This is a genomic window from Streptococcus sp. C300 (assembly GCF_000187645.1).
In the GTDB taxonomy this organism is placed as follows: Bacteria; Bacillota; Bacilli; order Lactobacillales; family Streptococcaceae; genus Streptococcus; species Streptococcus oralis_CQ.
In genome coordinates this window covers 378,675-402,235 of record NZ_GL732466.1, presented here as the reverse complement: position 1 = coordinate 402,235, position 23,561 = coordinate 378,675, and the positions used below count along the sequence as shown (strand labels likewise).

The window sequence follows — 23,561 nt, the reverse complement described above, 5'->3', positions numbered from 1 at the left end:
CGAGTGAGTCAGATGAGGAAGACCTCAAGTACCAAGACAAGGAACTAATACCGAAAAAGAAAGAAAAAATACTACAAAAAGGAATAGACCGGAAAAGTACAAAAGAAGGGAAAAAGAAGAAAGAAAGAAAAAAGAAAAACCAGAGAAACCAGCCAAACCTAAAATTGCGCCTGTTCATATTTGGCGAGCTGTGAGTATCTTGGTACCCAGTGTCCTGGTCCTCCTTCTTTCAGTCTATCTATTGACTCCACTTTCGACCATCAAAAATATCGAGGTTAAGGGGAATAGTAACACCCAGGCGGATGACATCAAACAGGCTTCTGGGATTCAAGATAGTGACTATACTTTAGCTCTATTGTTGGATAAGGAAACATACGCTGAGCGAATCAAGTCCAATCATTGGATAGAATCAGCGAAGATTAACTATCAATTTCCGACTAACTTTACGATTGAGGTTAAGGAATTTGATATTGTTGGTTATTATGTGTCTGGTGAAGAGTATTATCCAATTCTTTCTAGTGGTACAGTAGAGTCAACTCCTGTTGATCGCTTAAACTTGCCTGAGACTTATCTGACAGTTACCTTTAACGATGAGCAGCAGGTGAAAAAGCTGATAACAGGATTGTCTACCATCAGTGAGGATATCAAGAGTCAAATCCAGAAAATCGAATTAGCGCCGAGCAAGGCAACAGCAGATCTTTTAAAAATTACCATGCTGGATACAGATGAGATTTTGGTTCCCCTATCAGAATTGAGCAAGAAATTGCCTTATTACAGCAAAATCAAGCCACAATTGTCTGAACCGAGTGTAGTCGATATGGAGGCTGGAGCATACAGCTATACCATAGCGGATAAGCTGATAGAAGAAGCAGAAGAAAAAGCCAAGCAAGAGGCTAAGGAAGCTGAGAAGAAAAAACAGGAAGAAGAAAAGAAAAAACAAGAAGAACAGGGAAATCAAAGTCAAACGAGCCAGCAGTCACAGAGTCGTTAGACTAACTTTTTCTCTTGATTTTTGAATGGTATAGAAGTCCAGTTTCAAGTTTTTGCTTGACAAGTCCTACTATAAATAATAAAATAGAAAAAAACCTTTAAAGCAGTCCAGAGAGGCAGCTAAGGTTAGACGGTGAAAGGGTGGACTCTACCCATTTTTCGTGGAACCTTGCTGTTGGCAGGTTCCTTTTTTCATGCTCTCTAGCTTACAAAGGTAAAAGGAGAAAGGTATGCGTGAACATCGTCCAGTTATTGCTCTTGATCTTCCTAGTTTTGAGGCAGTCAAGGAATTTTTATCTCTTTTCCCAGCAGAAGAAAGTCTTTATTTAAAAGTGGGGATGGAGCTTTATTATGCGGAAGGTCCGGAAGTTGTCCGTTATTTGAAGTCACTGGGGCATAGTGTCTTTTTGGACCTCAAGCTACATGACATTCCCAATACAGTTAGATCGGCTATGAAGGTCTTATCTCAGCTTGGTGTAGACATGACCAATGTTCATGCTGCTGGTGGTGTGGAGATGATGAAGGCTGCGCGTGAAGGTCTGGGGACACAAGCCAAATTGATCGCTGTGACCCAGCTTACCTCAACGTCGGAAAGTCAGATGCAGGATTTTCAAAATATCCAAACCACTCTGCAAGAGTCTGTGATTCACTATGCCAAGAAGACAGCTGAAGCGGGCTTGGATGGTGTCGTTTGCTCGGCTCAGGAAGTGCAACTCATCAAGCAGGCCACCAATTCAGATTTTATCTGTTTGACACCGGGAATTCGTCCAGCTGGAGCTGCGGTTGGAGACCAAAAACGCGTCATGACGCCAGCGGATGCTTATCAAATCGGTAGTGACTATATCGTAGTGGGACGTCCTATTACCCAAGCTGAGAATCCTGTTGCAGCTTATCATGCTATCAAGGATGAATGGAACCAAGACAGAAATTAAAGAAATAGATTATAAAAATAAAAGGAGAATACTATGACACTTGCTAAAGATATTGCTAGCCACCTCTTGAAAATTCAGGCAGTTTACCTTAAACCAGAAGAGCCTTTTACTTGGGCATCTGGTATCAAATCGCCGATTTATACTGACAACCGTGTGACGCTAGCCTATCCAGAGACTCGTACCCTAATTGAAAATGGTTTTGTGGAAGCTATTAAAGCAAAATTTCCAGAAGTAGAAGTGATTGCAGGAACTGCGACAGCAGGAATTCCACACGGAGCTATCATTGCTGACAAGATGAACTTGCCTTTTGCCTACATCCGCAGCAAACCAAAAGACCACGGAGCTGGTAACCAAATCGAAGGTCGCATAGCTCAGGGGCAAAAGATGGTTATTGTTGAAGATCTCATTTCAACGGGTGGGTCTGTTCTTGAAGCCGTAGCAGCAGCTAAACGCGAAGGAGCCGATGTTCTTGGTGTCGTAGCTATCTTCAGCTATCAATTGCCAAAAGCAGATAAGAACTTCGCAGACGCTAGTGTAAAATTGGTGACTCTTTCAAACTACAGTGAACTAATCCACCTAGCCCAAGAAGAAGGTTACATTACGCCAGAAGGACTCGACCTCCTAAAACGCTTTAAGGAAGACCAAGAAAATTGGCAAAACGCTTAAAAGTAGAAAATCAGGTAGTCACTAGGATTATCTGATTTTTTATATGTGGGCAATAAAACAAAGCTCCCTAAAGGTAAAGAAGAATATAGGATAATGGTAGAATGAGAGTCCTCTCTTTTTTGGGGGCATATTCAGATAATCAGTTTGAAATTTCCAGACAAAATTTTTGAAAGGAATCTGAAAAAGGGTTAAGATATTTATGTAAGAAAAAAGTAAACGCTTACTTAATAAGGAGGACACTTTATGTCATATAAAACAAGCAATGCAGAAGGACCTGTAGATTTCATCAATACATATGATTTGGAGCCAATGGCGCAACAAGTCATTCCTAAAGCAGCCTTCGGTTATATCGCTAGTGGAGCAGAGGATACTTTCACTTTACGCGAGAACATCCGTGCCTTTAACCACAAACTCATCGTTCCACATACGCTTTGTGATGTTGAAAATCCAAGTACAGAGATTGAATTTGCAGGTGAAAAATTATCTTCACCCATCATTATGGCGCCTGTTGCGGCTCATAAATTGGCAAATGAACAAGGTGAAGTGGCTACTGCGCGTGGTGTGCATGAATTTGGTTCTCTCTATACAACTAGTTCCTACTCTACCGTTGACCTTCCAGAAATTACGGAAGCTCTTCAAGGGACACCTCATTGGTTCCAATTTTACTTTAGTAAGGATGACGGGATCAACCGCCATATCATGGACCGTGTGAAGGCTGAAGGCTACAAAGCGATTGTCTTGACGGCGGATGCAACTGTAGGGGGCAATCGTGAGGTCGACAAGCGCAATGGTTTTGTCTTCCCCGTTGGTATGCCAATTGTTGAGGAATACCTGCCAGAAGGTGCTGGTAAATCAATGGACTTTGTTTACAAATCAGCCAAACAACGCTTGTCTCCACGCGATGTAGAATTTATCGCTGCATACTCAGGACTTCCTGTGTATGTCAAGGGGCCACAATGCCGTGAGGACGTTGAACGCTCTCTTGCCGCAGGTGCTTCTGGTATCTGGGTAACCAACCACGGTGGCCGCCAAATCGACGGTGGGCCAGCGGCCTTTGACTCACTTCAAGAAGTCGCTGAAGCAGTTGATAAACGAGTACCAATTGTCTTTGACTCTGGTGTTCGTCGCGGTCAGCACGTCTTTAAAGCTTTGGCTTCAGGTGCAGACCTAGTGGCTATTGGGCGCCCTGTTATCTATGGCTTGGCCCTTGGTGGTAGTGTTGGTGTGCGTCAAGTCTTTGAACACTTGAATGCAGAATTGAAGACAGTCATGCAGTTATCTGGAACTCAGACTATTGAAGATGTCAAACACTTCAAACTTCGTCACAACCCATACAACCCAACCTTCCCAGTTGACCCACGTGACTTGAAATTGTATTGATAAGTAAGACGGCCTCCACCTGATGTGGGGGTTTTTCTTCGTGTATAGAAAGATTAAATCGTTATCAGAAACTATATAAATATATTTTCCAGTCAAATATCTTGCTAGGGCTTTCAAATTCTGTTATACTGGTCCAGTAATAAAATAATAAAGACATTTGGGGTGCTTTAGGCTGAGATGATACCCATTGAACCTGATACAGTTAAGACTGGCGAAGGGAAATGTGAAAAGGTTTTTTTCGTATGTTGAAGGAAACTGTCTAATCTTGTAAGGTAAACTCTAATTCTTAATTGTAATTGGGGTTTTTTTGTTTATATAAACTGGATAGGCTTGTTTAGGTAGCTCTCTGTAAATGCCCTCAATTTTCTTTAAAAGGATCAAGTGAAACTAGGATTTTGCTTGGTATCTCTTGGTGTTTTATTAATTACTAAGGAGTAAAGATAGGAGAAGTAAATATGGAAACACAAGACTATGCATTTCAGCCAGGTTTGATTGTTGGAGAATTATTAAAAAGCAGTCAGAAGGATTGGCAGGCTGCAATCAATCATCGTTTTGTCAAGGAACTTTTTGCAGGAACAATTGAGAATAATGTCTTAAAAGAATACCTAATTCAAGATTATCACTTTTTTGATGCCTTCTTATCCATGCTGGGTGCCTGCGTAGCCCACGCAGACCAGCTTGAATCCAAGCTTCGTTTTGCCAAGCAACTAGGTTTTCTTGAAGCAGATGAAGACGGCTATTTCCAAAAGGCTTTCAAAGAGTTAAAAGTAGCAGAGAATGAATATATAGAAGTGACTTTGCACCCTATAACAAAAGCCTTTCAGGAGCTAATGTATTCTGCTGTGTCTTCATCAGACTATGCCCATCTTTTGGTCATGCTGGTCATTGCAGAAGGTCTCTATTTAGACTGGGGTTCTAAAGATTTGGCACTACCTAAAGCCTATATTCATTTGGAATGGATTAATCTCCACAGAGGTCCTTTCTTTGCAGAGTGGGTTCAATTTCTAGTTGATGAACTTAATCGTGTCGGGAAAAATCGAGAAGATTTGACAGAACTTCAGGAACGCTGGAATCAAGCAGTTGCTTTGGAATTAGCCTTTTTTGATATTGGTTATGAATTATAGGACAGATTCAATACTTTTATGTAGATTAAAAGAATTAACAAACAAACTATATAAATATATTTTCCGGTCAAATATCTTGCTAGGGCTTTCAAATTCTGTTATACTGGTCCAGTAATTAAATAATAAAGACATTTGGGGTGCTTTAGGCTGAGATGATACCCATTGAACCTGATACAGTTAAGACTGGCGAAGGGAAATGTGAAAAGGTTTTTTTCGTATGGCGAAATGAACTGTCTAATCTTGTAAGGTAAACTCTAATTCTCGTTTGTAATTGGAGTTTTTTTGTTTATCAAAAGAGGATAGGCTTGTTTAGGTAGCTCTCCTTGAATGCCCCACTTTTCTTTAAAAAAGGAGTTTTTTTATGTTGAAAAAATGGCAGTTAAAAGATGTTATCTTGCTTGCTTTCTTGTCTATCTTTTTTGGTGGCGTTTTTGTGGGTTCAGGCTATCTGTTTGATATTCTCACCCTGATCTTGGCCCCTCTTGGTTTGCAGGCCTTTGCCAATGAGATCCTTTTTGGTCTCTGGTGTATGGCTGCGCCCATTGCGGCTATCTTTGTTCCAAGAATCGGAAGCGCAACGATTGGAGAAGTGCTCGCTGCACTTGCTGAAGTCCTTTATGGTAGTCAATTCGGTCTAGGCGCTCTGTTATCCGGCTTGGTTCAAGGTTTGGGAAGTGAATTTGGCTTTCTTGTGACCAAGAATCGTTATGAAAGTTGGCTCTCTCTAACTGCTAATAGTATTGGGATTACCCTTTTTAGCTTTGTCTATGAATACATTAAATTAGGTTACTATGCCTTCTCCCTTCCTTTTGTCCTTTCCTTGCTGGTGGTGCGTTTTATTTCCGTCTTTTTCTTCTGTACCATCTTGGTTCGTGCCATTGTAAAACTCTACCATCAGTTTGCAGCTGGAGGAAAGGAATAGATGGGCTTGAAATTACGGGAGATTCAGTCCCCAATCTTCTCAGAGCCAATTGATTTTACTTTTCATGCGCAAGCCTTTACCTTGTTAGTTGGGAGCAGTGGTTCAGGAAAATCCAGCCTCTTTCAAGTCATTGCCCAAGTCAGTTCTCTTCCCTATAGTGGTCAAGTCCTGATAGATGGGAGCGAAGTCAGTCAGCTTTCTATCGTCGAACGTGTCCAGACAGTTGGCATTCTCTTTCAAAATCCCAATCATCAATTTACTATGGAGAACTTGTTTGAGGAATTGATTTTTACCTTGGAGAATATCGGCCATCCTGTTCAAGAGATTGATTCTAAAATAGCAGAGGTGGTTCGGCAATGTCGTTGCGAGCCAATCTTGCACCGTCCCATTCATCACCTATCAGGTGGGGAAAAGCAAAAGGCTGCGCTAGCTGTCCTCTTTGCCATGAATCCTAGGGTCTATCTCTTGGATGAGCCCTTTGCTTCCATTGACCGCAAGAGCAGAATCGAGATATTGGAGATTCTAAAAGAGTTGGTTCTTGATGGGAAGACAGTCATCCTGTGCGACCATGATTTATCAGACTATGAAGTCTATATCGACCATATGGTGGAGCTAAGAGACGGCCAGTTAAGGGAGGTGTTTCAAATCCCTTACTCTGAGATGACACAGGTTGCTTCAAAGGAAGTTGCTTCTAGTTCAGAACTATTCCATTTGGATCGTGTGACTTGTGAGCTGGATCATCGCCCCCTCTTTTCGCTTGCGGATTTTACTATCTACCAAGGAATTTCCTGTATCTTGGGTGACAATGGTGTCGGGAAATCAACCCTCTTTCGCTCTATTCTTCAATTTCAAAAGTATAAGGGGCGAATTACTTGGAAGGGGAAAGTCCTGAAAAAGAAAAAGAGTTTGTATCGTGATCTGACCGGTGTTGTTCAGGAAGCTGAGAAGCAGTTTATCCGAGTCAGTCTGAGAGAGGAACTGCAATTAGATAGTCCAGACTCGGAAAGAAATCAGCGGATTGTCCAAGCTTTACGATATTTTAATCTGGAGCAGGCGCTTGAGAAGAGTCCCTATCAATTAAGTGGTGGCCAACAAAAGATTCTTCAGCTTTTGACCATCTTGACCAGCAAGGCTTCTGTGATCTTGCTAGATGAACCTTTTGCAGGTTTGGATGATAGAGCCTGCGACTACTTTTGTCAGTGGATGTTGGAGGAGAGCAATCAAGGAAGAAGTTTTTTGATTATTAGCCATCGTTTAGATCCCTTGATCTCTGTGGTTGATTATTGGATTGAGATGACTAGTGAGGGGCTCAGTCATCTCCAAGACGTGACCATCAGCAAACCTCTCCCATTTCTGAACAATGATACTCTAGGGGAGGTGAGGTAGTATGATCAAAGTAGCAACCAAGACACCAGTTATCAGCCTCTTCTTTCTAATTTTATCCTTGGAAACATCCTTCATTCCTTCGATTGCTCTTAATCTTTCAGTAGTCGCATTTTGCATTCTCTTCATGCTCTACCACCGTCGATTTAAAATGTTGGCTTGGATGCTTGTGCTAGCCATTTTACCATCTTTTGCTAATTACTGGGCAGTACAGTTACATGGGGATGCTTCGCAGGCAGTCATGCTTGGAACGAGGGCCTTTGTGACCGTTTGTATCGGCCTTGTCTTTATTTCCAGCATTTCCCTAAAAGAGCTTCTCTTGTACTTGGCTCAAAAGGGGTTATCACGGTCTTGGGCCTATGCCTTGATTGTGGTATTCAATGCCTTTCCCCTCATTCAGCAGGAAATCAAGTCCCTCAAGGAAGCTTGCTTATTGCGTGGTCAAAAATTGCATGTTTGGTCGCCCTTGATTTACAGCAAGGTTCTGATGACGGTCTTTAGATGGCGCCATCTCTACTTGAGGGCCCTGTCTGCACATGGATATGACGAACATGTTCATTTGGAGAATCGCTATCGGACTTTTTATATTTCTAAAAAAACAAAATTAATCTACCTGCTGTTCTTTTTATTTCTTCAAACCAGTTTATTTCTATAAAGGAGTTATTATGGAATTTACAGATATTGCGATGGAATTATCCAAGGAAGCTTGGCAGGCTTCCTTTCAGCACCCATTTGTATTACAGTTACAAGAGGGAACGTTAGAACCTTCTATTTTCCGCTATTACCTGATTCAGGATGCCTACTATCTGAAGTCTTTTTCAGAAGCCTATCACCTCTTGGCTGATAAGACTTCCAACGAGGAGATGAAAAGACTCTTGAAACAAAATGCCCAGAGTCTAGTGGAGGGTGAGTTGTTTATCCGCCAACAATTTTTCAAGGAATTAGGAATCAGCGATCAGGAAATGGAGCAACATCCAATCGCTCCCACCTGCTATCATTACATTTCTCACATTTATCGGCAATTTGAAGAGCCAAACTTGGGCATTGCTTTTGCTAGTTTGCTCCCATGTCCTTGGCTATACCATGATTTGGGCAAGGAACTTAATCGCAAACCATCCCCGAATCCTCTTTATCAACAGTGGATTGAAACCTATATCACCGATGAATTAGAGCAGCAGATTAAAGAGGAAGAAGTCCTGGTCAATCAGCTCTATCGAGAAAGCGACGAGACGGACAAACAAAAAATGCTAGAGGCTTTCCACCGAAGTGTCCACATGGAAGCCAAGTTTTGGGAGATGGCTTACCAACATCAAACCTGGACGAGTGATTTGTAGTCCTTAGAAACAGAGAAGAAATAGAAAATGAGAAACCACCAACTACAAGTTCACAAATTAACCATTTTATCCATGATGATTGCTCTTGACGTAGTTCTTACACCCATCTTTCGAATTGAAGGGATGGCACCAATGTCCAGTGTAGTCAACATTCTTGCAGGAATCTTGATGGGGCCTGTTTATGCCTTGGTCATGGCTACAGTCACAGCCTTTATCCGTATGTCTACTCAAGGTATTCCGCCCTTGGCCCTCACAGGAGCTACTTTTGGAGCCCTCCTTGCAGGTCTCTTTTATAAGTACGGTCGAAAATTTCATTATTCTGCCCTAGGAGAAATCTTGGGAACAGGGATTATCGGTTCTATTGTTTCCTATCCTGTCATGGTTCTCTTTACGGGATCTGCGGCCAAGCTCAGCTGGTTTATCTACACTCCTCGATTTTTCGGAGCAACCTTGATCGGTACAGCCATAGCTTTTCTTGCCTTTCGATTTTTAATCAAGCAGGAATTCTTTAAAAAAGTACAAGGATATTTCTTTGGTGAAAGGATAGACTGATGCAGGAATTTACAAATCCCTTTCCTCTAACCTCCAGCTCCTTAATTCACTGCATCACCAATGAGATTTCTTGTGAGATGCTGGCCAATGGGGTTTTAGCTCTGGGATCTAAACCTGTCATGGCAGATGATCCCCGTGAGGTCCTTGATTTTACCAAACAAAGCCAAGCTCTTTTCATCAATTTGGGGCATTTGTCTGCTGAGAAGGAAAAAGCAATCCGTATGGCAGCTTCTTGTGCAGCTCAAACTTGTCTCCCAATGGTAGTAGATGCGGTTGGCGTAGCAGCATCTCCCATTCGTAAGGGACTAGTTAGAGATCTTTTAGAATACAAGCCCACGGTCCTTAAAGGAAATATGTCGGAAATCCGAAGTCTTGTTGGTTTAAAGCACCACGGAGTCGGGGTTGATGCTAGCCATAAGGATCAAGAAACTGAGGATCTGCTTCAAGCCTTGAAAGACTGGTGTCAGACCTATTCTGGTATGTCATTCTTAGTCACTGGCCCCAAGGACCTCATCGTTTCGGAAAATCAGGTTGCAATATTGGGAAATGGCTGTGACGAATTAGACTGGATAACAGGGACAGGAGACTTGGTTGGAGCCTTGACAGCCGTTTTTCTTAGCCAAGGAAAGACTGCCTTTGAAGCTTCTTGCCTAGCGGTCTCTTATCTCAATATCGCTGCTGAGAGAATAGTTGTTCAAGGAATGGGATTGGAAGGTTTTCGTTACCAAGTTCTCAATCAACTCTCTCTCCTAAGAAGAGACGAAAATTGGCTAGAAGCCATCAAAGGAGACTTTTATGAATAGAGAAGCACTCAGACTATATCTGGTCACCAATCGCTACCAAGATTCCTTGGAAAGCTTTCTTGAAAAAGTTGAGACAGCCTGCCGTTCAGGTGTTACCATCATCCAGCTACGAGAAAAAAATCTCACTACCAACCAATACTATCAGCTGGCAAAACAAGTCAAGGAAATAACAGATGCCTATCAAGTACCCTTGATAATCGATGATCGTTTGGATGTTTGTCTCGCGGTTGATGCTGCAGGTCTGCATATTGGCGACGATGAGCTACCAGTTTCGGTTGCCCGCCAAGTCTTGGGTCCTGAAAAAATCCTCGGTATCACTGCTAAAACAGTTAAAAGAGCCCTCGAAGCAGAAACATCGGGTGCGGATTACTTGGGAACAGGAGCCATTTTCCCGACTACGACCAAAGAAAATGCACCCATCACTCTGATTTCAACCTTGAAAACCATTTGCCAAACGGTTGCCATTCCAGTAGTTGCTATTGGAGGCTTGACGTCAGAGAACATTGACCAACTTAGCGGTACGGGTATAGCTGGAGTAGCAGTCGTACGCGATCTGATGCAGGCAGAAGATATAGAAGCAAAAACGCAAGCTTTTTTAACAAAGCTGGATGACATTATTTCCTAATCAAAAACTCTCTAATTCCCTTATAGTGGGAACTAGAGAGTTTTTTCTTAATCTTTAAAGCTTGTATGGTTGACTGGACCAGAACCATGACCGAGTTGAGGGGCATCTTGGATGGCTTTTGTGATAAAGGCCTTGGCCTTATCGACTGCCTGATAAAGGGTCTTCCCCTTGGCTAGTTCAGCCGTAATCACTGCAGCAAAAGTACATCCAGTACCATGGGTGTGACAGGTTTGAATTCTAGGACTTTCCCAGACAAATTGCTCCTCCTTAGTAAAGAGGAAATCCTTGGCACCGCCTTCGAGATGGCCACCTTTGATTACCACAGACTGAGGACCAAATTCTTTTAAAATCAGGCGACCGGCACGTTGCATGTCTTCTGGATCATGGATTGAAAAACCAACAATCTCTTCTGCCTCAGGAAGATTGGGGGTGATAATAGTCGCAAGAGGAAGCAGGTTTGTTTTTAGGAAGCTTCTCGCACTGGTATCAATCAGGGTGTCCCCACTCGTAGCGACCATAACAGGGTCCAGCACATAGGGACAATCCAGCTTTTTAAGATAGGGTTGGATGATCTCCATGATCTCAGTAGTTGCCAACATCCCTGTTTTTACAGCCTGAGGCTTGATATCCGAAAAGACACTATCCAATTGAGCTTCCAGCATTTGGTTTGAGACGTGCTCGATTAATTGAACGCCTCTGGTATTTTGAGCGACAAGACTGGTCACAACGGCCATTCCATAGACATCTCTAGCTTGGAATGACTTTAAATCAGCCATAATGCCAGCACCGCCACTAGGGTCAGTCCCTGCAATGGTTAGAGCAACGGGTAAATAAGTCATCTAAAACCTCCCAACCAACTGAAGTTTGTATTCTAAAGAACAAGCTAGTCTGTTTTAGGAAAGCAATAGAAGACAAGTAGTCCTCATTATCATTTCCACTTCCATCAGCTAGCATTACCTAGATTGAGTCAAAGGGATCTAACAGTTGTTAATCTCAGCTTTACGCACCCCTAGTGGTTGTTTTCTTTTTTCTTCAGTATAGCATATTTTTATAGTTTATATAGTAAAATTTGACTGCAAATCTCTCGTTACATGATTAAAATTCTATTTTTCGAAAAAATAATAAAAATTATAGTTGACAAATGTAGATTTTCGGAGTATACTAATAACTGTAATCTACAAATGTAGATTTAGGAGGTGTGATTATGCAGATTTCAGATGCAGAATGGCAGGTCATGAAGATTATTTGGATGCAAGGGGAGCAGACCAGTACGGATTTGATCATGGTTCTGGCGGAGCGGTTCGACTGGTCCAAGTCAACCATTCAAACTCTTTTGGCTCGTTTGGTTGAGAAAGAGTGTCTGACAAGGAAAAAAGAAGGCAAGTCCTTTGTCTATTCAGCCCTTTTAACTTTGGACCAAAGTCGGGATTTGCTTATTAAAGATATTAAAGACAAGGTTTGTTCCCGTAGGATTAAGAACTTGTTGGCTGATTTGATTGCTGAATGTGATTTTACTCTGGCTGACTTGGAAGGCTTGGAAGAAGTGATTTCTAAGAAGAAATCAAGCGCTGTAACAGAAGTAAGATGTAATTGTATGTAAAGGAGACGCTATGTTAAATCTATTTGTATCTATTGTTGTTTTAGGAATGATTGCTTTTATCCTCTTTTGGTTTTTCAAAAAACCGCAAGAAGATGCTAAGAGAGCTCAGCAAAAGAATGGCTATCAAGAAATTCGAGTGGAGGTCATGGGAGGATATACTCCAGAAACCATTATCCTCAAAAAATCGCAACCTGCTCGCATTATTTTTGATCGAAAAGATCCTTCACCTTGCTTGGATCAAATCGTTTTCCCAGATTTTGGAGTGCATGCGGACTTGCCTATGGGTGAGGAGTATGTAGTGGAAATCACACCTGAACAGGCTGGAGAGTATGGTTTCTCTTGTGGCATGAATATGATGCACGGTAAGATGATTGTAGAATAGGAGAATATTATGACTGAAATCGTAAAAGCAAGTCTTGAAAATGGTGTTCAAAAAATCCGTATCACGGCAGACAAAGGCTACCATCCAGCCCACATCCAGCTTCAAAAAGGAATTCCCGCTGAAATTACTTTTCATCGTACAACTCCTTCAAACTGTTATAAGGAAATTCTGTTTGAAGAAGAAGGCATCTTGGAACCAATCGGCGTAGATGAAGAGAAGACAATTCGTTTTACACCTCAAGAGTTGGGTGAGCATGCATTCTCATGTGGTATGAAGATGCAAAAGGGAAGTTATACCGTAGTTGAGAAGACTCGAAAATCTTTGTCACTTTTGCAACGTTTTTGGATTACTAGTATCTTTACTGTGCCTCTTGTGATTATCATGATTGGGATGTCGACAGGAGGAATTAGTCACCAAGTCATGCGTTGGGGCACCTTTTTAGCCACAACACCCATCATGCTAGTAGCAGGTGGTCCTTATATCCAGAGTGCTTGGGCCAGCTTTAAAAAGCGCAATGCCAACATGGATACCCTGGTTGCTCTGGGAACCCTAGTGGCCTATTTCTATAGCTTAGTTGCCCTCTTCGCTGGTCTCCCCGTTTACTTTGAAAGTGCTGCATTTATCTTCTTCTTCGTTCTTTTAGGGGCAGTTTTTGAGGAGAAAATGCGAAAAAACACTTCCCAAGCTGTGGAGAAATTACTTGATTTGCAAGCTAAAACAGCAGAAGTCTTGCGTGATGACCGCTATGTTCAAGTCCCTTTGGAGCAAGTCAAGGTAGGTGACCTGATTCGCGTTCGACCAGGTGAAAAAATTGCCGTTGATGGGACTGTCTTAGAAGGTGAAACGAGTATTGATGAATCAATGGTGACTGGGGAAAGTATTCCAGTCGATAAATCAGTTGGAGATGCTGTCATTGGTTCAACCATCAATAATAGTGGTACGATCATCTTTAGAGCTGAAAAAGTTGGTTCTGAGACTATGCTGGCTCAGATTGTGGACTTTGTGAAAAAAGCGCAAACGAGTCGTGCTCCTATTCAAGATTTGACCGACAAGATTTCAGGGATTTTTGTACCAGCAGTTGTCATTTTAGGACTTCTTACTTTTTGGGTCTGGTTTGTTTTACTTGGAGATAGCTTTGTGACTTCTCTTCTTTATGGAGTAGCAGTTTTGATTATTGCCTGTCCTTGTGCACTAGGACTCGCGACACCGACAGCACTCATGGTAGGAACAGGACGAAGTGCCAAGATGGGGATTCTTCTCAAAAATGGTACAGTTTTACAGGAAATCCAAAAAGTCCAAACGGTTGTTTTTGATAAGACAGGAACCTTGACCGAAGGGAAGCCAGTAGTGACAGATGTTATCGGTGATGAAAGAGAAGTGCTAAGTTTGGCTGCTTCACTGGAAGATGTATCTCAACACCCGCTAGCTCAAGCTATTGTTAATCGTGCATCTGAACTAGGAATTAGCCTTTACCCAGTGGAAAACTTCCAAGCCTTGCATGGAAAAGGTGTGACTGGGATTATCAATGGGAAACAAGTCTTGCTGGGGAATTCTAAACTTTTAGCTGACCTTGCTATTCCACATGATTATCAAGAACGATTTGATTTGCTTGAGAAAGAAGCAAAAACAGTTGTCTTCCTATCCGTAGATGGTCAGTTAAAAGGCTTAATTGCCTTGCAGGATGTCCCTAAGGAAAATGCTCGAGAAGCCATTGCTAAATTAAAGAAACGCGGCCTCAGAACGGTCATGCTTACTGGAGATAATGTTGGAGTAGCCCATGCTATTGCAGAGCAAATTGGGATCGAAGAAGTGATTGCAAATGTCTTGCCAGAGGAAAAGGCACATGAAATTCACAAGCTTCAAAAGAATGGCAAATTGGCCTTTGTTGGAGATGGTATCAATGATGCGCCGGCCCTCAGTGTAGCAGATGTGGGGATTGCTATGGGAGCTGGAACAGATATTGCCATCGAGTCAGCAGATTTGGTGTTGACAACTAATAACCTCCTAGGAGTGGTTCGTGCCTTTGACATGAGCAAGAAAACCTTCAATCGAATTCTGCTCAATCTTTTCTGGGCCTTTATCTACAATGTCGCCGGAATTCCGATTGCAGCAGGAGTCTTTTCAGGAATTGGTCTCGTTCTCAATCCAGAACTGGCAGGTCTAGCTATGGCCTTTAGTTCTGTATCTGTTTTAACCAGTTCACTCATGCTAAACTTTAGTAAAATAGACTAAAAGCGAGCTTGCTCGCTTTTTATACTCTTCAAAAATCTCTTCAAACCACGTCAGCTCTATCTGCAACCTCAAAACAGTGTTTTGAGCAACCTGCGGCTAGCTTCCTAGTTTGCTCTTTGATTTTCATTGAGTATTATTATAAAACAGATATTAAAAACGTTTTCAAACTGTACTGTAATAGAGAATAAAAACTTCTGAGCACATTCTTAGGATACCCAAAACAAATGTGGTAAAGTAGTAGAGTAAAAATTTGCTGAAACGTTTCCAATTAGTATATGAAAACGGATTTATCAAGTTTTAAAAATATTTGAAGGAGAGTTATCATTATGACTCAAGGGAAAATTACTGCATCTGCAGCAATGCTTAACGTATTGAAAACATGGGGAGTAGACACAATCTACGGTATCCCATCAGGAACACTCAGCTCATTGATGGACGCTTTGGCTGAAGACAAAGATATCCGCTTCTTGCAAGTTCGCCACGAAGAAACAGGTGCTCTTGCAGCGGTTATGCAAGCTAAATTCGGTGGCTCAATCGGAGTTGCAGTTGGTTCAGGTGGTCCAGGTGCGACTCACTTGATTAACGGTGTTTACGATGCAGCTATGGATAACACTCCATTCCTTGCTATCCTTGGATCACGTCCTGTTAACGAACTTAACATGGATGCCTTCCAAGAATTGAACCAAAACCCAATGTACAACGGTATCGCTGTCTACAACAAACGTGTAGCTTACGCTGAGCAATTGCCAAAAGTAATCGACGAAGCTTGCCGTGCTGCAGTTTCTAAAAAAGGTCCAGCTGTTGTTGAAATCCCAGTAAACTTCGGTTTCCAAGAAATCGATGAAAACTCATACTACGGTTCAGGTTCGTACGAACGTTCATTCATCGCTCCTGCCTTGAACGAAGTTGAAATCGACAAAGCTGTTGAAATCTTGAACAATGCTGAACGTCCAGTTATCTATGCTGGTTACGGTGGTGTTAAAGCTGGTGAAGTGATTACTGAATTGTCACGTAAAATCAAAGCACCAATCATCACAACTGGTAAAAACTTTGAAGCCTTTGAATGGAACTATGAAGGTTTGACAGGTTCTGCTTACCGTGTTGGTTGGAAGCCAGCCAACGAAGTGGTCTTTGAAGCAGACACAGTTCTTTTCCTTGGTTCAAACTTCCCATTTGCTGAAGTTTACCAAGCATTCAAGAATACTGAAAAATTCATCCAAGTGGATATCGACCCTTACAAACTTGGTAAACGTCATGCCCTAGACGCTTCAATCCTTGGTGATGCAGGTCAAGCAGCTAAAGCTATCCTTGACAAAGTGAACCCAGTTGAATCTACTCCATGGTGGCGTGCAAACGTTAAGAACAACCAAAACTGGCGTGATTACATGAACAAAATCGAAGGTAAAACTGAGGGTGAATTGCAATTGTATCAAGTTTACAATGCAATCAACAAACATGCTGATCAAGACGCTATCTACTCAATCGACGTAGGTGACACTACTCAAACATCTACTCGTCACCTTCACATGACACCTAAGAACATGTGGCGTACATCTCCACTCTTTGCGACAATGGGTATTGCCCTTCCTGGTGGTATCGCTGCTAAGAAAGACAATCCAGATCGCCAAGTATGGAACATCATGGGTGACGGTGCATTCAACATGTGCTACCCAGACGTTATCACAAACGTTCAATACGACCTTCCAGTTATCAACGTTGTCTTCTCAAATGGTAAATATGCCTTCATCAAGGACAAATACGAAGACACAAACAAACACTTGTTTGGTTGTGACTTCCCTAATGCTGACTATGCGAAAATCGCTGAAGCTCAAGGTGCTGTAGGATTTACAGTTGACCGTATCGAAGACATCGATGCAGTTGTTGCAGAAGCTGTTAAACTCAACAAAGAAGGTAAAACTGTTGTGATCGATGCTCGCATCACTCCACACCGTCCACTTCCAGTAGAAGTACTTGAATTGGATCCAAAACTTCACTCAGAAGAAGCAATCAAAGACTTCAAGGAAAAATACGAAGCAGAAGAACTCGTACCATTCCGCCTCTTCTTGGAAGAAGAAGGATTGCAATCACGCGCAATTAAATAATTCCTTCGTGGAACTTAAAAAGATCGGAGCAATCCGGTCTTTTTCTGGAGGATAGTAAATGAATTTAAATCAATTAGATATTATCGTTTCAGATGTTCCCCAAGTCTGTGCTGACTTGGAGCGTATTTTGGATAAAAAGCCCGATTATGTTGATGACAGTTTTGCTCAGTTTACGATTGGCAGTCACTGTCTCATGTTGTCCCAAAATCATTTGATTCCTTTGGAAGATTTTCAGTCAGGAATCATTCTTCATATCGAGGTTGAGGATGTAGACCAGAATTACCAACGGTTGAAAGAACTTGGTATCCAGGTTTTAAACGGACCAACTGTAACCGATTGGGGAACAGAGTCCTTATTAGTTAAAGGGCCTGCTGGTCTAGTGATTGATTTTTATCGTATGAAGTAGGTAATTCTATTATCAAATTTTTTATCTAAACATTCTTGGAGTGAAACTTAAAAAGATCGGAGCAATTCGATCTTTTTTGTATTTATGCGACTTTCAGTCCGTCTCGCTCCGTTAGGTGCGAGACAAAAAACCACCCGTTTTCACGGGTGGTTATGATTTCTACACTTATTGTTTGGCTTCCTGTTTTAATTGTTGCACCTGTTCCTCGTACTGGACAAGCTCCCTGTCTTTTATATTGATAGTCGCTTCTGCTTCAGCAATGCGGCTTCTCAGATCTTGAGTCTTGTTATGGTGATAGCTAATACCAATAGCACTACCAGCAATGATCCCGATTACTAGACAAGTAAAAATCACCAAAATCAAGGGAGCAGATAGTTGTGTAAAGACAAGACTGACAGTTACTGTTTGACGATTGAGTAGACCAAATGAGATCACAATGACTAATAAGCTCAAACCGCCAATTAGATAAGCCTTATCTTTCAGTGACAATTCATTAAATTTTTTTAGCATAAGTTCCTTTTCTCCTGACTATGTTGATAGAAAACTACACACCATTTAGGTATTAACAAAATTCATTTTACTAGAAAATTTCGATACTGTCAATAATTTCTAACGGCTTATTTACCATCAATCAATCGATTCATTGAAAAGGAGTATTCATTTTCTAATATTTGATTGAGTAAACAGAACGGAGCAATCCGGTCTTTTTTCTGTTCCCTCTTTCTTATCACAAGATTGTGATAGTTTACATCTTCATAACAAAAGCTTCAAAGTCTTGATTGTTTTGAAAAAAAGATTATAAAATATGATTCATAATGATGAAAGAGGATTTGAAAATGTCTGAAAAACAAATGAAAATTTTGGGTTGGGTAGCGACCTTCATGTCTGTTATGATGTATGTGTCTTACTTCCCACAAATCATGAACAACTTGGCTGGTCAAAAAGGCAACTTCATCCAACCCTTAGTCGCAGCCATTAACTGTAGTCTTTGGGTTTACTACGGTCTTTTCAAAAAGGAAAGAGATATTCCACTTGCAGCTGCCAATGCACCGGGTATCGTTTTTGGTCTAGTAACGGCTATCACAGCTTTGATTTAAAAATAAGACTGGTTTCAGTCTTTTCTTCGTATATATAAAAGTAAGTTTAGTGCTATCATCATCCAGAGAGTTCAAAACTTTTTGCCTCCTTTTTAGTATAATAGAAGTAATAAATCAATCGAGGTAAAGTGATGACAAAAATACTACAATTTCCAGAGGGCTTCCTCTGGGGTGGTGCTACGGCTGCTAATCAATGTGAGGGTGCTTATAATTTAGACGGTCGTGGGTTGGCGAACGTGGATGTGGTACCGATTGGTCCAGATCGTGAGGCCATTATTACAGGTCAGAAAAAGATGTTTTCTTTTGAGGAGGGCTATTTTTACCCAGCAAAGGAAGCCATTGATATGTACCATCATTACAAGGAAGATATTGCGCTTTTTGCAGAAATGGGATTTAAAACCTATCGACTTTCCATCGCTTGGACTCGGATTTTTCCTAAGGGAGATGAAGCAGAGCCAAATGAAGCTGGTCTAGCCTTTTATGAGGATTTGTTTAAGGAGTGCCACAAGCATGGGATCGAGCCACTGGTGACCATCACGCATTTCGATTGCCCCATGCACTTAATCAGGGAGTACGGAGGTTGGCGCAATCGTCGCATGTTGGACTTTTACGCAAATCTTTGTCGCACCCTCTTTACCCGTTACAAGGGCTTGGTCAAGTACTGGCTCACCTTCAACGAAATCAATATGATTCTGCATGCCCCCTTTTTAGGAGCTGGGATTTGTTTTGAAGAAGGAGAAAATCAAGATCAGGTCAAATACCAAGCAGCCCACCATGAGTTAGTAGCCTCGGCTATGGCGACTAAAATTGCTCACGAAATTGATCCAGAAAACAAGGTGGGATGTATGTTGGCAGCAGGGCAATATTATCCTAACACTGCCCATCCGAGAGACTACTGGGCAGCTATGGAGCAAGACCGCAAGAGTTACTTCTTTATTGATGTCCAAGCGCGTGGGGAATACCCAAACTATGCCAAGAAGCAGTGGGAGCGTGAGGGGATAGAAATTGAAATGACGACAGAAGATTTAGACTTGTTAAAGAATCACACTGTTTACTTTGTTTCCTTCTCTTATTATGCGAGCCGAGTGGCTTCAGGCGATCCAGAATGACGGATCTGACAGCTGGAAATGTCTTTGCCTCTATCAAAAATCCCTATCTGGAATCCTCAGAATGGGGGTGGCAGATTGACCCACTGGGACTTCGAATCACCCTCAATGCCATCTGGGATCGTTATCAAAAGCCTATGTTCATTGTAGAAAATGGACTCGGTGCTATGGACACGCCGGATGAAAATGGCTATGTAGCAGATGACTATCGGATTGCTTATCTAGAAGCCCACATCAAGGCTATGCGAGATGCTATTTACCAAGATGGCGTTGAATTGCTTGGTTATACGACTTGGGGTTGTATAGATCTGGTTTCAGCTGGAACAGGCGAGATGAACAAGCGCTATGGTTTTATCTATGTGGATCGTGATAATGCAGGTCAAGGAAGTCTCAAACGGGGCAAGAAGAAATCATTCTACTGGTACAAGGATGTCATTGCCAGCAATGGTGCAAGTATTAAGTAGAGCACATTTGTTCACTATTTTTATAAAATCTTCTCCCTACTTTATAATGTGTGAAAAAGAGTTCAATTAGACCTGGCTTTTTGCTATAATGAGGTGAGAAAAACAGACAGGAGAATAAGATGTCAGAACCATTATTTTTACAATCAGTTATGCAAGAAAAAATCTGGGGTGGAACCAAGCTACGTGATGAGTTTGGCTACGATATCCCAAGTGAAAAAATCGGAGAATACTGGGCTATTTCAGCCCACCCAAATGGAGTTTCAAAGGTCGCTAATGGGCACTACGAGGGAACAGACCTAGCTACTTTGTATGCAGTACACCGTGAATTGTTTGGCAACCGTCCAGAACCTGTATTTCCACTCTTGACCAAGATTCTGGATGCCAACGACTGGCTCAGTGTCCAAGTTCACCCAGACGATGCCTATGGTCTAGAACATGAAGGCGAACTCGGAAAAACAGAGTGCTGGTACATCATCGCTGCGGATGAAGGTTCAGAGATTATCTACGGTCACAATGCCAAATCAAAAGAAGAACTCCGCCAGCAAATTGAGGACAAGAACTGGGATGCCTTGCTGACAAAAGTACCAGTTAAAGCTGGAGATTTCTTCTATGTACCAAGTGGTACCATGCACGCTATTGGGGCGGGTATCTTGATTCTTGAAACCCAGCAGTCTAGCGATACCACCTACCGTGTCTATGACTTTGACCGTAAGGATGACAAGGGCAACTTGCGTGAACTTCACCTTGAAAAATCCATCGATGTTTTGAACATTGGTGAGCCTGCTAATAGCCGTCCAGTAACTGTCAAAGCTGATGATTTGCGTTCCACTCTCCTTGTATCCAATGACTTCTTCGCCGTTTACAAGTGGGAAATTACTGGAAAAGTTGACTTCGAAAAGACAGCTGACTATAGCCTGTTCAGCGTCTTATCTGGCCAAGGTCAACTGACTGTTGAAGGAAAAAATTATCCAATCCAAAAAGGGAGCCACTTTATCCTACCAAGTGATGTTGAAGCTTGGACCTTGGAAGGGCAAGGTTTGGAATTGATTGTTAGCCATCCATAAAAAAAGAAAGGGCCTGAGTTTACTACTCAAGTCCTTTTTGATTACATAAATTGGGCGATAAAAACCACAATGATGATAATAGGAATGATGAAACGAAGGAGGAAAAGCCAGACTTGGAAAAGTCCTTGTTTCCATGCTCTTTCATCAAGATGGAGTTCCTCCTTAGCATGAGCCTTCTTAAAGATGTAGCCTGTAAAAAGTGACAGGCAGAGGGCTCCAAATGGCATGAGGAGATTGGAAACCAAGAAATCCATAGCATCAAAGAAGGTCTTCCCAAAGATGTGAACATCCGACATAACACCGTAAGATAGGGCTGAAGGAATCCCGAGGATAAAGGTTAAAATCCCTAACATAGCACTCCATTTAGCACGTTTGCTGTTGTCCTGGTTGGTGATATTGCCCACATTGATCTCCAGCATCACGACAGAAGAAGTAACCGTTGCAAAGAGGAAAAGTAAGAGGAAAAGGATGTAGAAAATGGTTCCAAAAGGCATCTTGTCAAAGAGTTGAGGCAAGACGATAAAGAGCAGGCTTGGTCCCCCTTCAGACTGGATATTGAAGACTGACATGGCTGGGAAAATGGCTAGACCTGCCATGATGGATACCGAGATATTCATGGCTACGATGGAAATACCTGACTGGACCAGATTGGTTTTCTTGTCCAAGTAGGATGCATAGGTCAGCATAGCTGTCACCCCTAGTGAGAGGGCAAAGAAAGATTGTCCCAGAGCATAGAGGAGACCAGCGCTAGTTAGTTTTGAGAAGTCTGGTTTGAGGAAGTAGAGAACGCCGTCCATGGCATTTGGCAAGCTGAGCGAGCGCCCAATAATCACGACAAAGATGATAAAGAGCAGGGGCATCATGACTTTCGAGGCTCTTTCAATCCCTTTTTGAACTCCACGTGATACAATAAAGATATTCAATAAGATAAAGGCAGCCTGTGCGCCAAGGGCAATGGCTGGATTTGAAATGATTGAAGTAAATAACTGAGCATAATCACCCGTACCGCCAAGCTGGAATAATTTCCCAAACTCAATACCCAGATAGACTAAAATCCATCCTCCGATAACACTGTAAAAGGAGAGGAGGATAAAGAGGGCAAAGGCACCAATCCAACCGATAAAGTTGTACTTGTTATTCTTGCCTAGTTTTCCAAAGGTTTTGATAGCGGAAACGCCAGCACTACGGCCAAGGGCAAACTCAGCCAGCAGGAGCGGGAAGCCGATTAAAATAGTGGAAATGAGAAAGACTAGTAAAAAGCCTCCCCCACCATTAGCAGCAGTCATGTAGGGGAACTTCCAAACGGCTCCAAGTCCGATAGCTGAACCAGCAGATGCTAGGATAAAGCCTAGTTTCGAGCCCCATTGCGATTTTTCTGACATAGTTGAAACTCCGATCTCCTTTTTCAAAATAAGAAAAGGCTACTTGAGTTGTCAAATAGCCCTCTCTCAATGGCTCTCTATGAGCCTTCTGTTTGATTGATAGACTTGACTATCCTATCATGTTTTCAAAGGTCTGTCAAGAAAACCATTTTCAAGTTTTCACACCTTTCTCAAAAAGTTAAAAATTTTTCGCAAAAACGCTTGACTCTGACCTAAGGGGAAGGGTTATACTATCCTTGTAAGGAGGAAATCATGTACCATATAAAAGAAGCTGCGCAGCTTTCAAGTGTCTCTGTTAAGACCCTGCATCACTACGATAAGATAGGGCTCTTGGTTCCCTTAAAGTCGGAAAACGGCTATCGAACCTATAGTCAGGAGGATTTGGAACGACTTCAGGTCATTCTGTACTACAAATATCTAGGCTTTTCTTTAGAAAAAATAGCAGAGCTGTTAAAGGAAGAAAGGACAGATTTATTGCCTCATTTGACCAGGCAGTTGGACTATTTGACCCAAGAAAGGCAACATCTGGATACCTTGATTTCCACCTTGCAAAAAACCATTCAAGAACAAAAAGGAGAAAGAAAAATGACGATTGAGGAAAAATTCACTGGATTTAGCTATCAAGACAATCAAAAATACCACCAAGAAGCGGTAGAGAAGTATGGTCAAGAAGTCATGGGCCAAGCGCTTGAACGCCAAAAAGGTCGCGAAGATGAGGCTGCTGCCGCCTTTAACCAAGTCTTTCAAGCTTTAGCTCAAAACCTTAAAAATGGACTAGCTGCAACAGCAACCGAAAACCAAGAAGAAGCAGCTAAACTCTTGCAAGCTATTCGTACTTATGGATTTGACTGCTCTATTGAAGTCTTCGGTCATATTGGTAAAGGCTACGTCTACAACCCAGAGTTTAAGGAAAACATTGACAAGTTTGGACCTGGTACAGCTCAATACACATCAGATGTCATTGCTGCTTACGTTCAGACAAATGCAGAATAAATAGGCTAGGAATTTCCTAGCC

Annotated in this window: 22 protein-coding genes, 2 pseudogenes and 3 riboswitches; of the genes and pseudogenes, 21 read left to right on the top strand and 3 right to left on the bottom strand. The window is 42.0% G+C overall.

What is annotated here, in order from left to right:
* Positions 1–115: 115 nt before the first annotated feature.
* The 12 genes and pseudogenes from HMPREF0849_RS01985 to thiE form a co-directional block, all read left to right on the top strand.
* Positions 116–991 (top strand): annotated as a pseudogene (locus HMPREF0849_RS01985) (cell division protein FtsQ/DivIB); the annotation flags it as partial.
* Between the two features lie 229 nt (positions 992–1,220).
* Positions 1,221–1,922, top strand: coding sequence for an orotidine-5'-phosphate decarboxylase (gene pyrF, locus HMPREF0849_RS01980; RefSeq protein ID WP_001206753.1), 702 nt, complete (start codon positions 1,221–1,223; stop codon positions 1,920–1,922).
* Positions 1,923–1,955: 33 nt separating this feature from the next.
* Entirely contained in the window at positions 1,956–2,588 is a 633-nt protein-coding gene (pyrE, locus tag HMPREF0849_RS01975) for an orotate phosphoribosyltransferase (protein ID WP_000170908.1), read from the top strand.
* A gap of 243 nt (positions 2,589–2,831) precedes the next feature.
* Positions 2,832–3,968, top strand: coding sequence for an L-lactate oxidase (gene lctO, locus HMPREF0849_RS01970; protein WP_000120736.1), 1,137 nt, complete (start codon positions 2,832–2,834; stop codon positions 3,966–3,968).
* Between the two features lie 148 nt (positions 3,969–4,116).
* Positions 4,117–4,205, top strand: a riboswitch (TPP riboswitch).
* 218 nt (positions 4,206–4,423) lie between these two features.
* Positions 4,424–5,092: a TenA family protein gene (locus tag HMPREF0849_RS01965; protein WP_000449811.1), complete on the top strand. Its 669-nt coding sequence runs from the start codon at positions 4,424–4,426 to the stop codon at positions 5,090–5,092.
* 123 nt (positions 5,093–5,215) lie between these two features.
* Positions 5,216–5,304: riboswitch (TPP riboswitch) on the top strand.
* 149 nt (positions 5,305–5,453) lie between these two features.
* Entirely contained in the window at positions 5,454–6,014 is a 561-nt protein-coding gene (locus HMPREF0849_RS01960; protein WP_000915265.1) for an ECF transporter S component, read from the top strand.
* Positions 6,015–7,400, top strand: coding sequence for an ATP-binding cassette domain-containing protein (locus tag HMPREF0849_RS01955; RefSeq protein WP_000523384.1), 1,386 nt, complete (start codon positions 6,015–6,017; stop codon positions 7,398–7,400).
* A gap of 1 nt (position 7,401) precedes the next feature.
* A complete protein-coding gene (locus HMPREF0849_RS01950) occupies positions 7,402–8,052 on the top strand; it encodes an energy-coupling factor transporter transmembrane component T (protein ID WP_000598425.1) in 651 nt (216 codons plus the stop codon).
* 10 nt (positions 8,053–8,062) lie between these two features.
* Entirely contained in the window at positions 8,063–8,731 is a 669-nt protein-coding gene (tenA, locus tag HMPREF0849_RS01945; RefSeq protein ID WP_000397200.1) for a thiaminase II, read from the top strand.
* 27 nt (positions 8,732–8,758) lie between these two features.
* Entirely contained in the window at positions 8,759–9,283 is a 525-nt protein-coding gene (gene thiW / locus HMPREF0849_RS01940; protein ID WP_001244055.1) for an energy coupling factor transporter S component ThiW, read from the top strand.
* Positions 9,283–10,086 (top strand): hydroxyethylthiazole kinase, encoded by an 804-nt coding sequence (locus HMPREF0849_RS01935; protein ID WP_009013519.1) that lies wholly within the window; start codon positions 9,283–9,285, stop codon positions 10,084–10,086. Before thiW ends, HMPREF0849_RS01935 begins: the two co-directional genes overlap by 1 nt.
* Positions 10,079–10,711: a thiamine phosphate synthase gene (thiE, locus tag HMPREF0849_RS01930; protein ID WP_001078211.1), complete on the top strand. Its 633-nt coding sequence runs from the start codon at positions 10,079–10,081 to the stop codon at positions 10,709–10,711. Before HMPREF0849_RS01935 ends, thiE begins: the two co-directional genes overlap by 8 nt.
* 47 nt (positions 10,712–10,758) lie before the next feature.
* Here the strand turns inward: thiE and thiD are convergent, their stop codons facing one another.
* Positions 10,759–11,550, bottom strand: coding sequence for a bifunctional hydroxymethylpyrimidine kinase/phosphomethylpyrimidine kinase (gene thiD, locus HMPREF0849_RS01925; protein ID WP_000221721.1), 792 nt, complete (start codon positions 11,548–11,550; stop codon positions 10,759–10,761).
* 83 nt (positions 11,551–11,633) lie between these two features.
* A riboswitch (TPP riboswitch) is annotated at positions 11,634–11,732 on the bottom strand.
* A gap of 183 nt (positions 11,733–11,915) precedes the next feature.
* Here thiD and HMPREF0849_RS01920 point away from each other — a divergent pair.
* The 5 genes from HMPREF0849_RS01920 (at position 11,916) to HMPREF0849_RS01895 (ending at position 17,433) form a co-directional block, all read left to right on the top strand.
* Positions 11,916–12,311 (top strand): CopY/TcrY family copper transport repressor, encoded by a 396-nt coding sequence (locus HMPREF0849_RS01920; RefSeq protein ID WP_001167191.1) that lies wholly within the window; start codon positions 11,916–11,918, stop codon positions 12,309–12,311.
* 10 nt (positions 12,312–12,321) lie between these two features.
* On the top strand, positions 12,322–12,693 hold the full coding sequence (locus tag HMPREF0849_RS01915; RefSeq protein ID WP_000933323.1) for a cupredoxin domain-containing protein: 372 nt from the start codon (positions 12,322–12,324) through the stop codon (positions 12,691–12,693).
* A 9-nt stretch (positions 12,694–12,702) separates the two neighbouring features.
* Complete coding sequence (locus HMPREF0849_RS01910; protein ID WP_000136332.1) at positions 12,703–14,925, top strand: heavy metal translocating P-type ATPase; 2,223 nt, start codon at positions 12,703–12,705, stop codon at positions 14,923–14,925.
* 326 nt (positions 14,926–15,251) lie between these two features.
* Entirely contained in the window at positions 15,252–17,027 is a 1,776-nt protein-coding gene (gene spxB / locus HMPREF0849_RS01900) for a pyruvate oxidase (protein ID WP_000191819.1), read from the top strand.
* Positions 17,028–17,085: 58 nt separating this feature from the next.
* Positions 17,086–17,433 (top strand): VOC family protein, encoded by a 348-nt coding sequence (locus HMPREF0849_RS01895; RefSeq protein ID WP_001052638.1) that lies wholly within the window; start codon positions 17,086–17,088, stop codon positions 17,431–17,433.
* Positions 17,434–17,598: 165 nt separating this feature from the next.
* Here HMPREF0849_RS01895 and HMPREF0849_RS01890 read toward each other — a convergent pair whose 3' ends face one another.
* Positions 17,599–17,943, bottom strand: coding sequence for a lipopolysaccharide assembly protein LapA domain-containing protein (locus tag HMPREF0849_RS01890; RefSeq protein WP_000913393.1), 345 nt, complete (start codon positions 17,941–17,943; stop codon positions 17,599–17,601).
* A 326-nt stretch (positions 17,944–18,269) separates the two neighbouring features.
* Here HMPREF0849_RS01890 and HMPREF0849_RS01885 point away from each other — a divergent pair, with 326 nt between their 5' ends.
* From HMPREF0849_RS01885 to manA, 3 genes and pseudogenes are all read left to right on the top strand, one after another.
* Positions 18,270–18,530, top strand: a complete 261-nt coding sequence (locus HMPREF0849_RS01885; RefSeq protein WP_001291473.1) for a SemiSWEET family transporter — start codon at positions 18,270–18,272, stop codon at positions 18,528–18,530.
* A 131-nt stretch (positions 18,531–18,661) separates the two neighbouring features.
* Positions 18,662–20,100 (top strand): annotated as a pseudogene (locus HMPREF0849_RS01880) (6-phospho-beta-glucosidase).
* A gap of 119 nt (positions 20,101–20,219) precedes the next feature.
* The gene (gene manA, locus HMPREF0849_RS01875; RefSeq protein ID WP_001294290.1) at positions 20,220–21,164 is read left to right on the top strand and encodes a mannose-6-phosphate isomerase, class I; all 945 of its coding nucleotides are present in this window, start codon (positions 20,220–20,222) and stop codon (positions 21,162–21,164) included.
* Positions 21,165–21,205: 41 nt separating this feature from the next.
* On the opposite strand, the gene HMPREF0849_RS01870 is transcribed toward manA, so the two are convergent.
* Positions 21,206–22,546 carry a sodium-dependent transporter gene (locus tag HMPREF0849_RS01870; RefSeq protein WP_009013517.1) on the bottom strand — a complete coding sequence of 447 codons (1,341 nt, stop codon included), beginning with the start codon at positions 22,544–22,546 and terminating at the stop codon, positions 21,206–21,208.
* A gap of 252 nt (positions 22,547–22,798) precedes the next feature.
* Between HMPREF0849_RS01870 and HMPREF0849_RS01865 the strand changes: the two genes are divergently transcribed.
* Positions 22,799–23,539, top strand: coding sequence for a MerR family transcriptional regulator (locus HMPREF0849_RS01865; RefSeq protein ID WP_000274800.1), 741 nt, complete (start codon positions 22,799–22,801; stop codon positions 23,537–23,539).
* Positions 23,540–23,561: the final 22 nt, after the last annotated feature.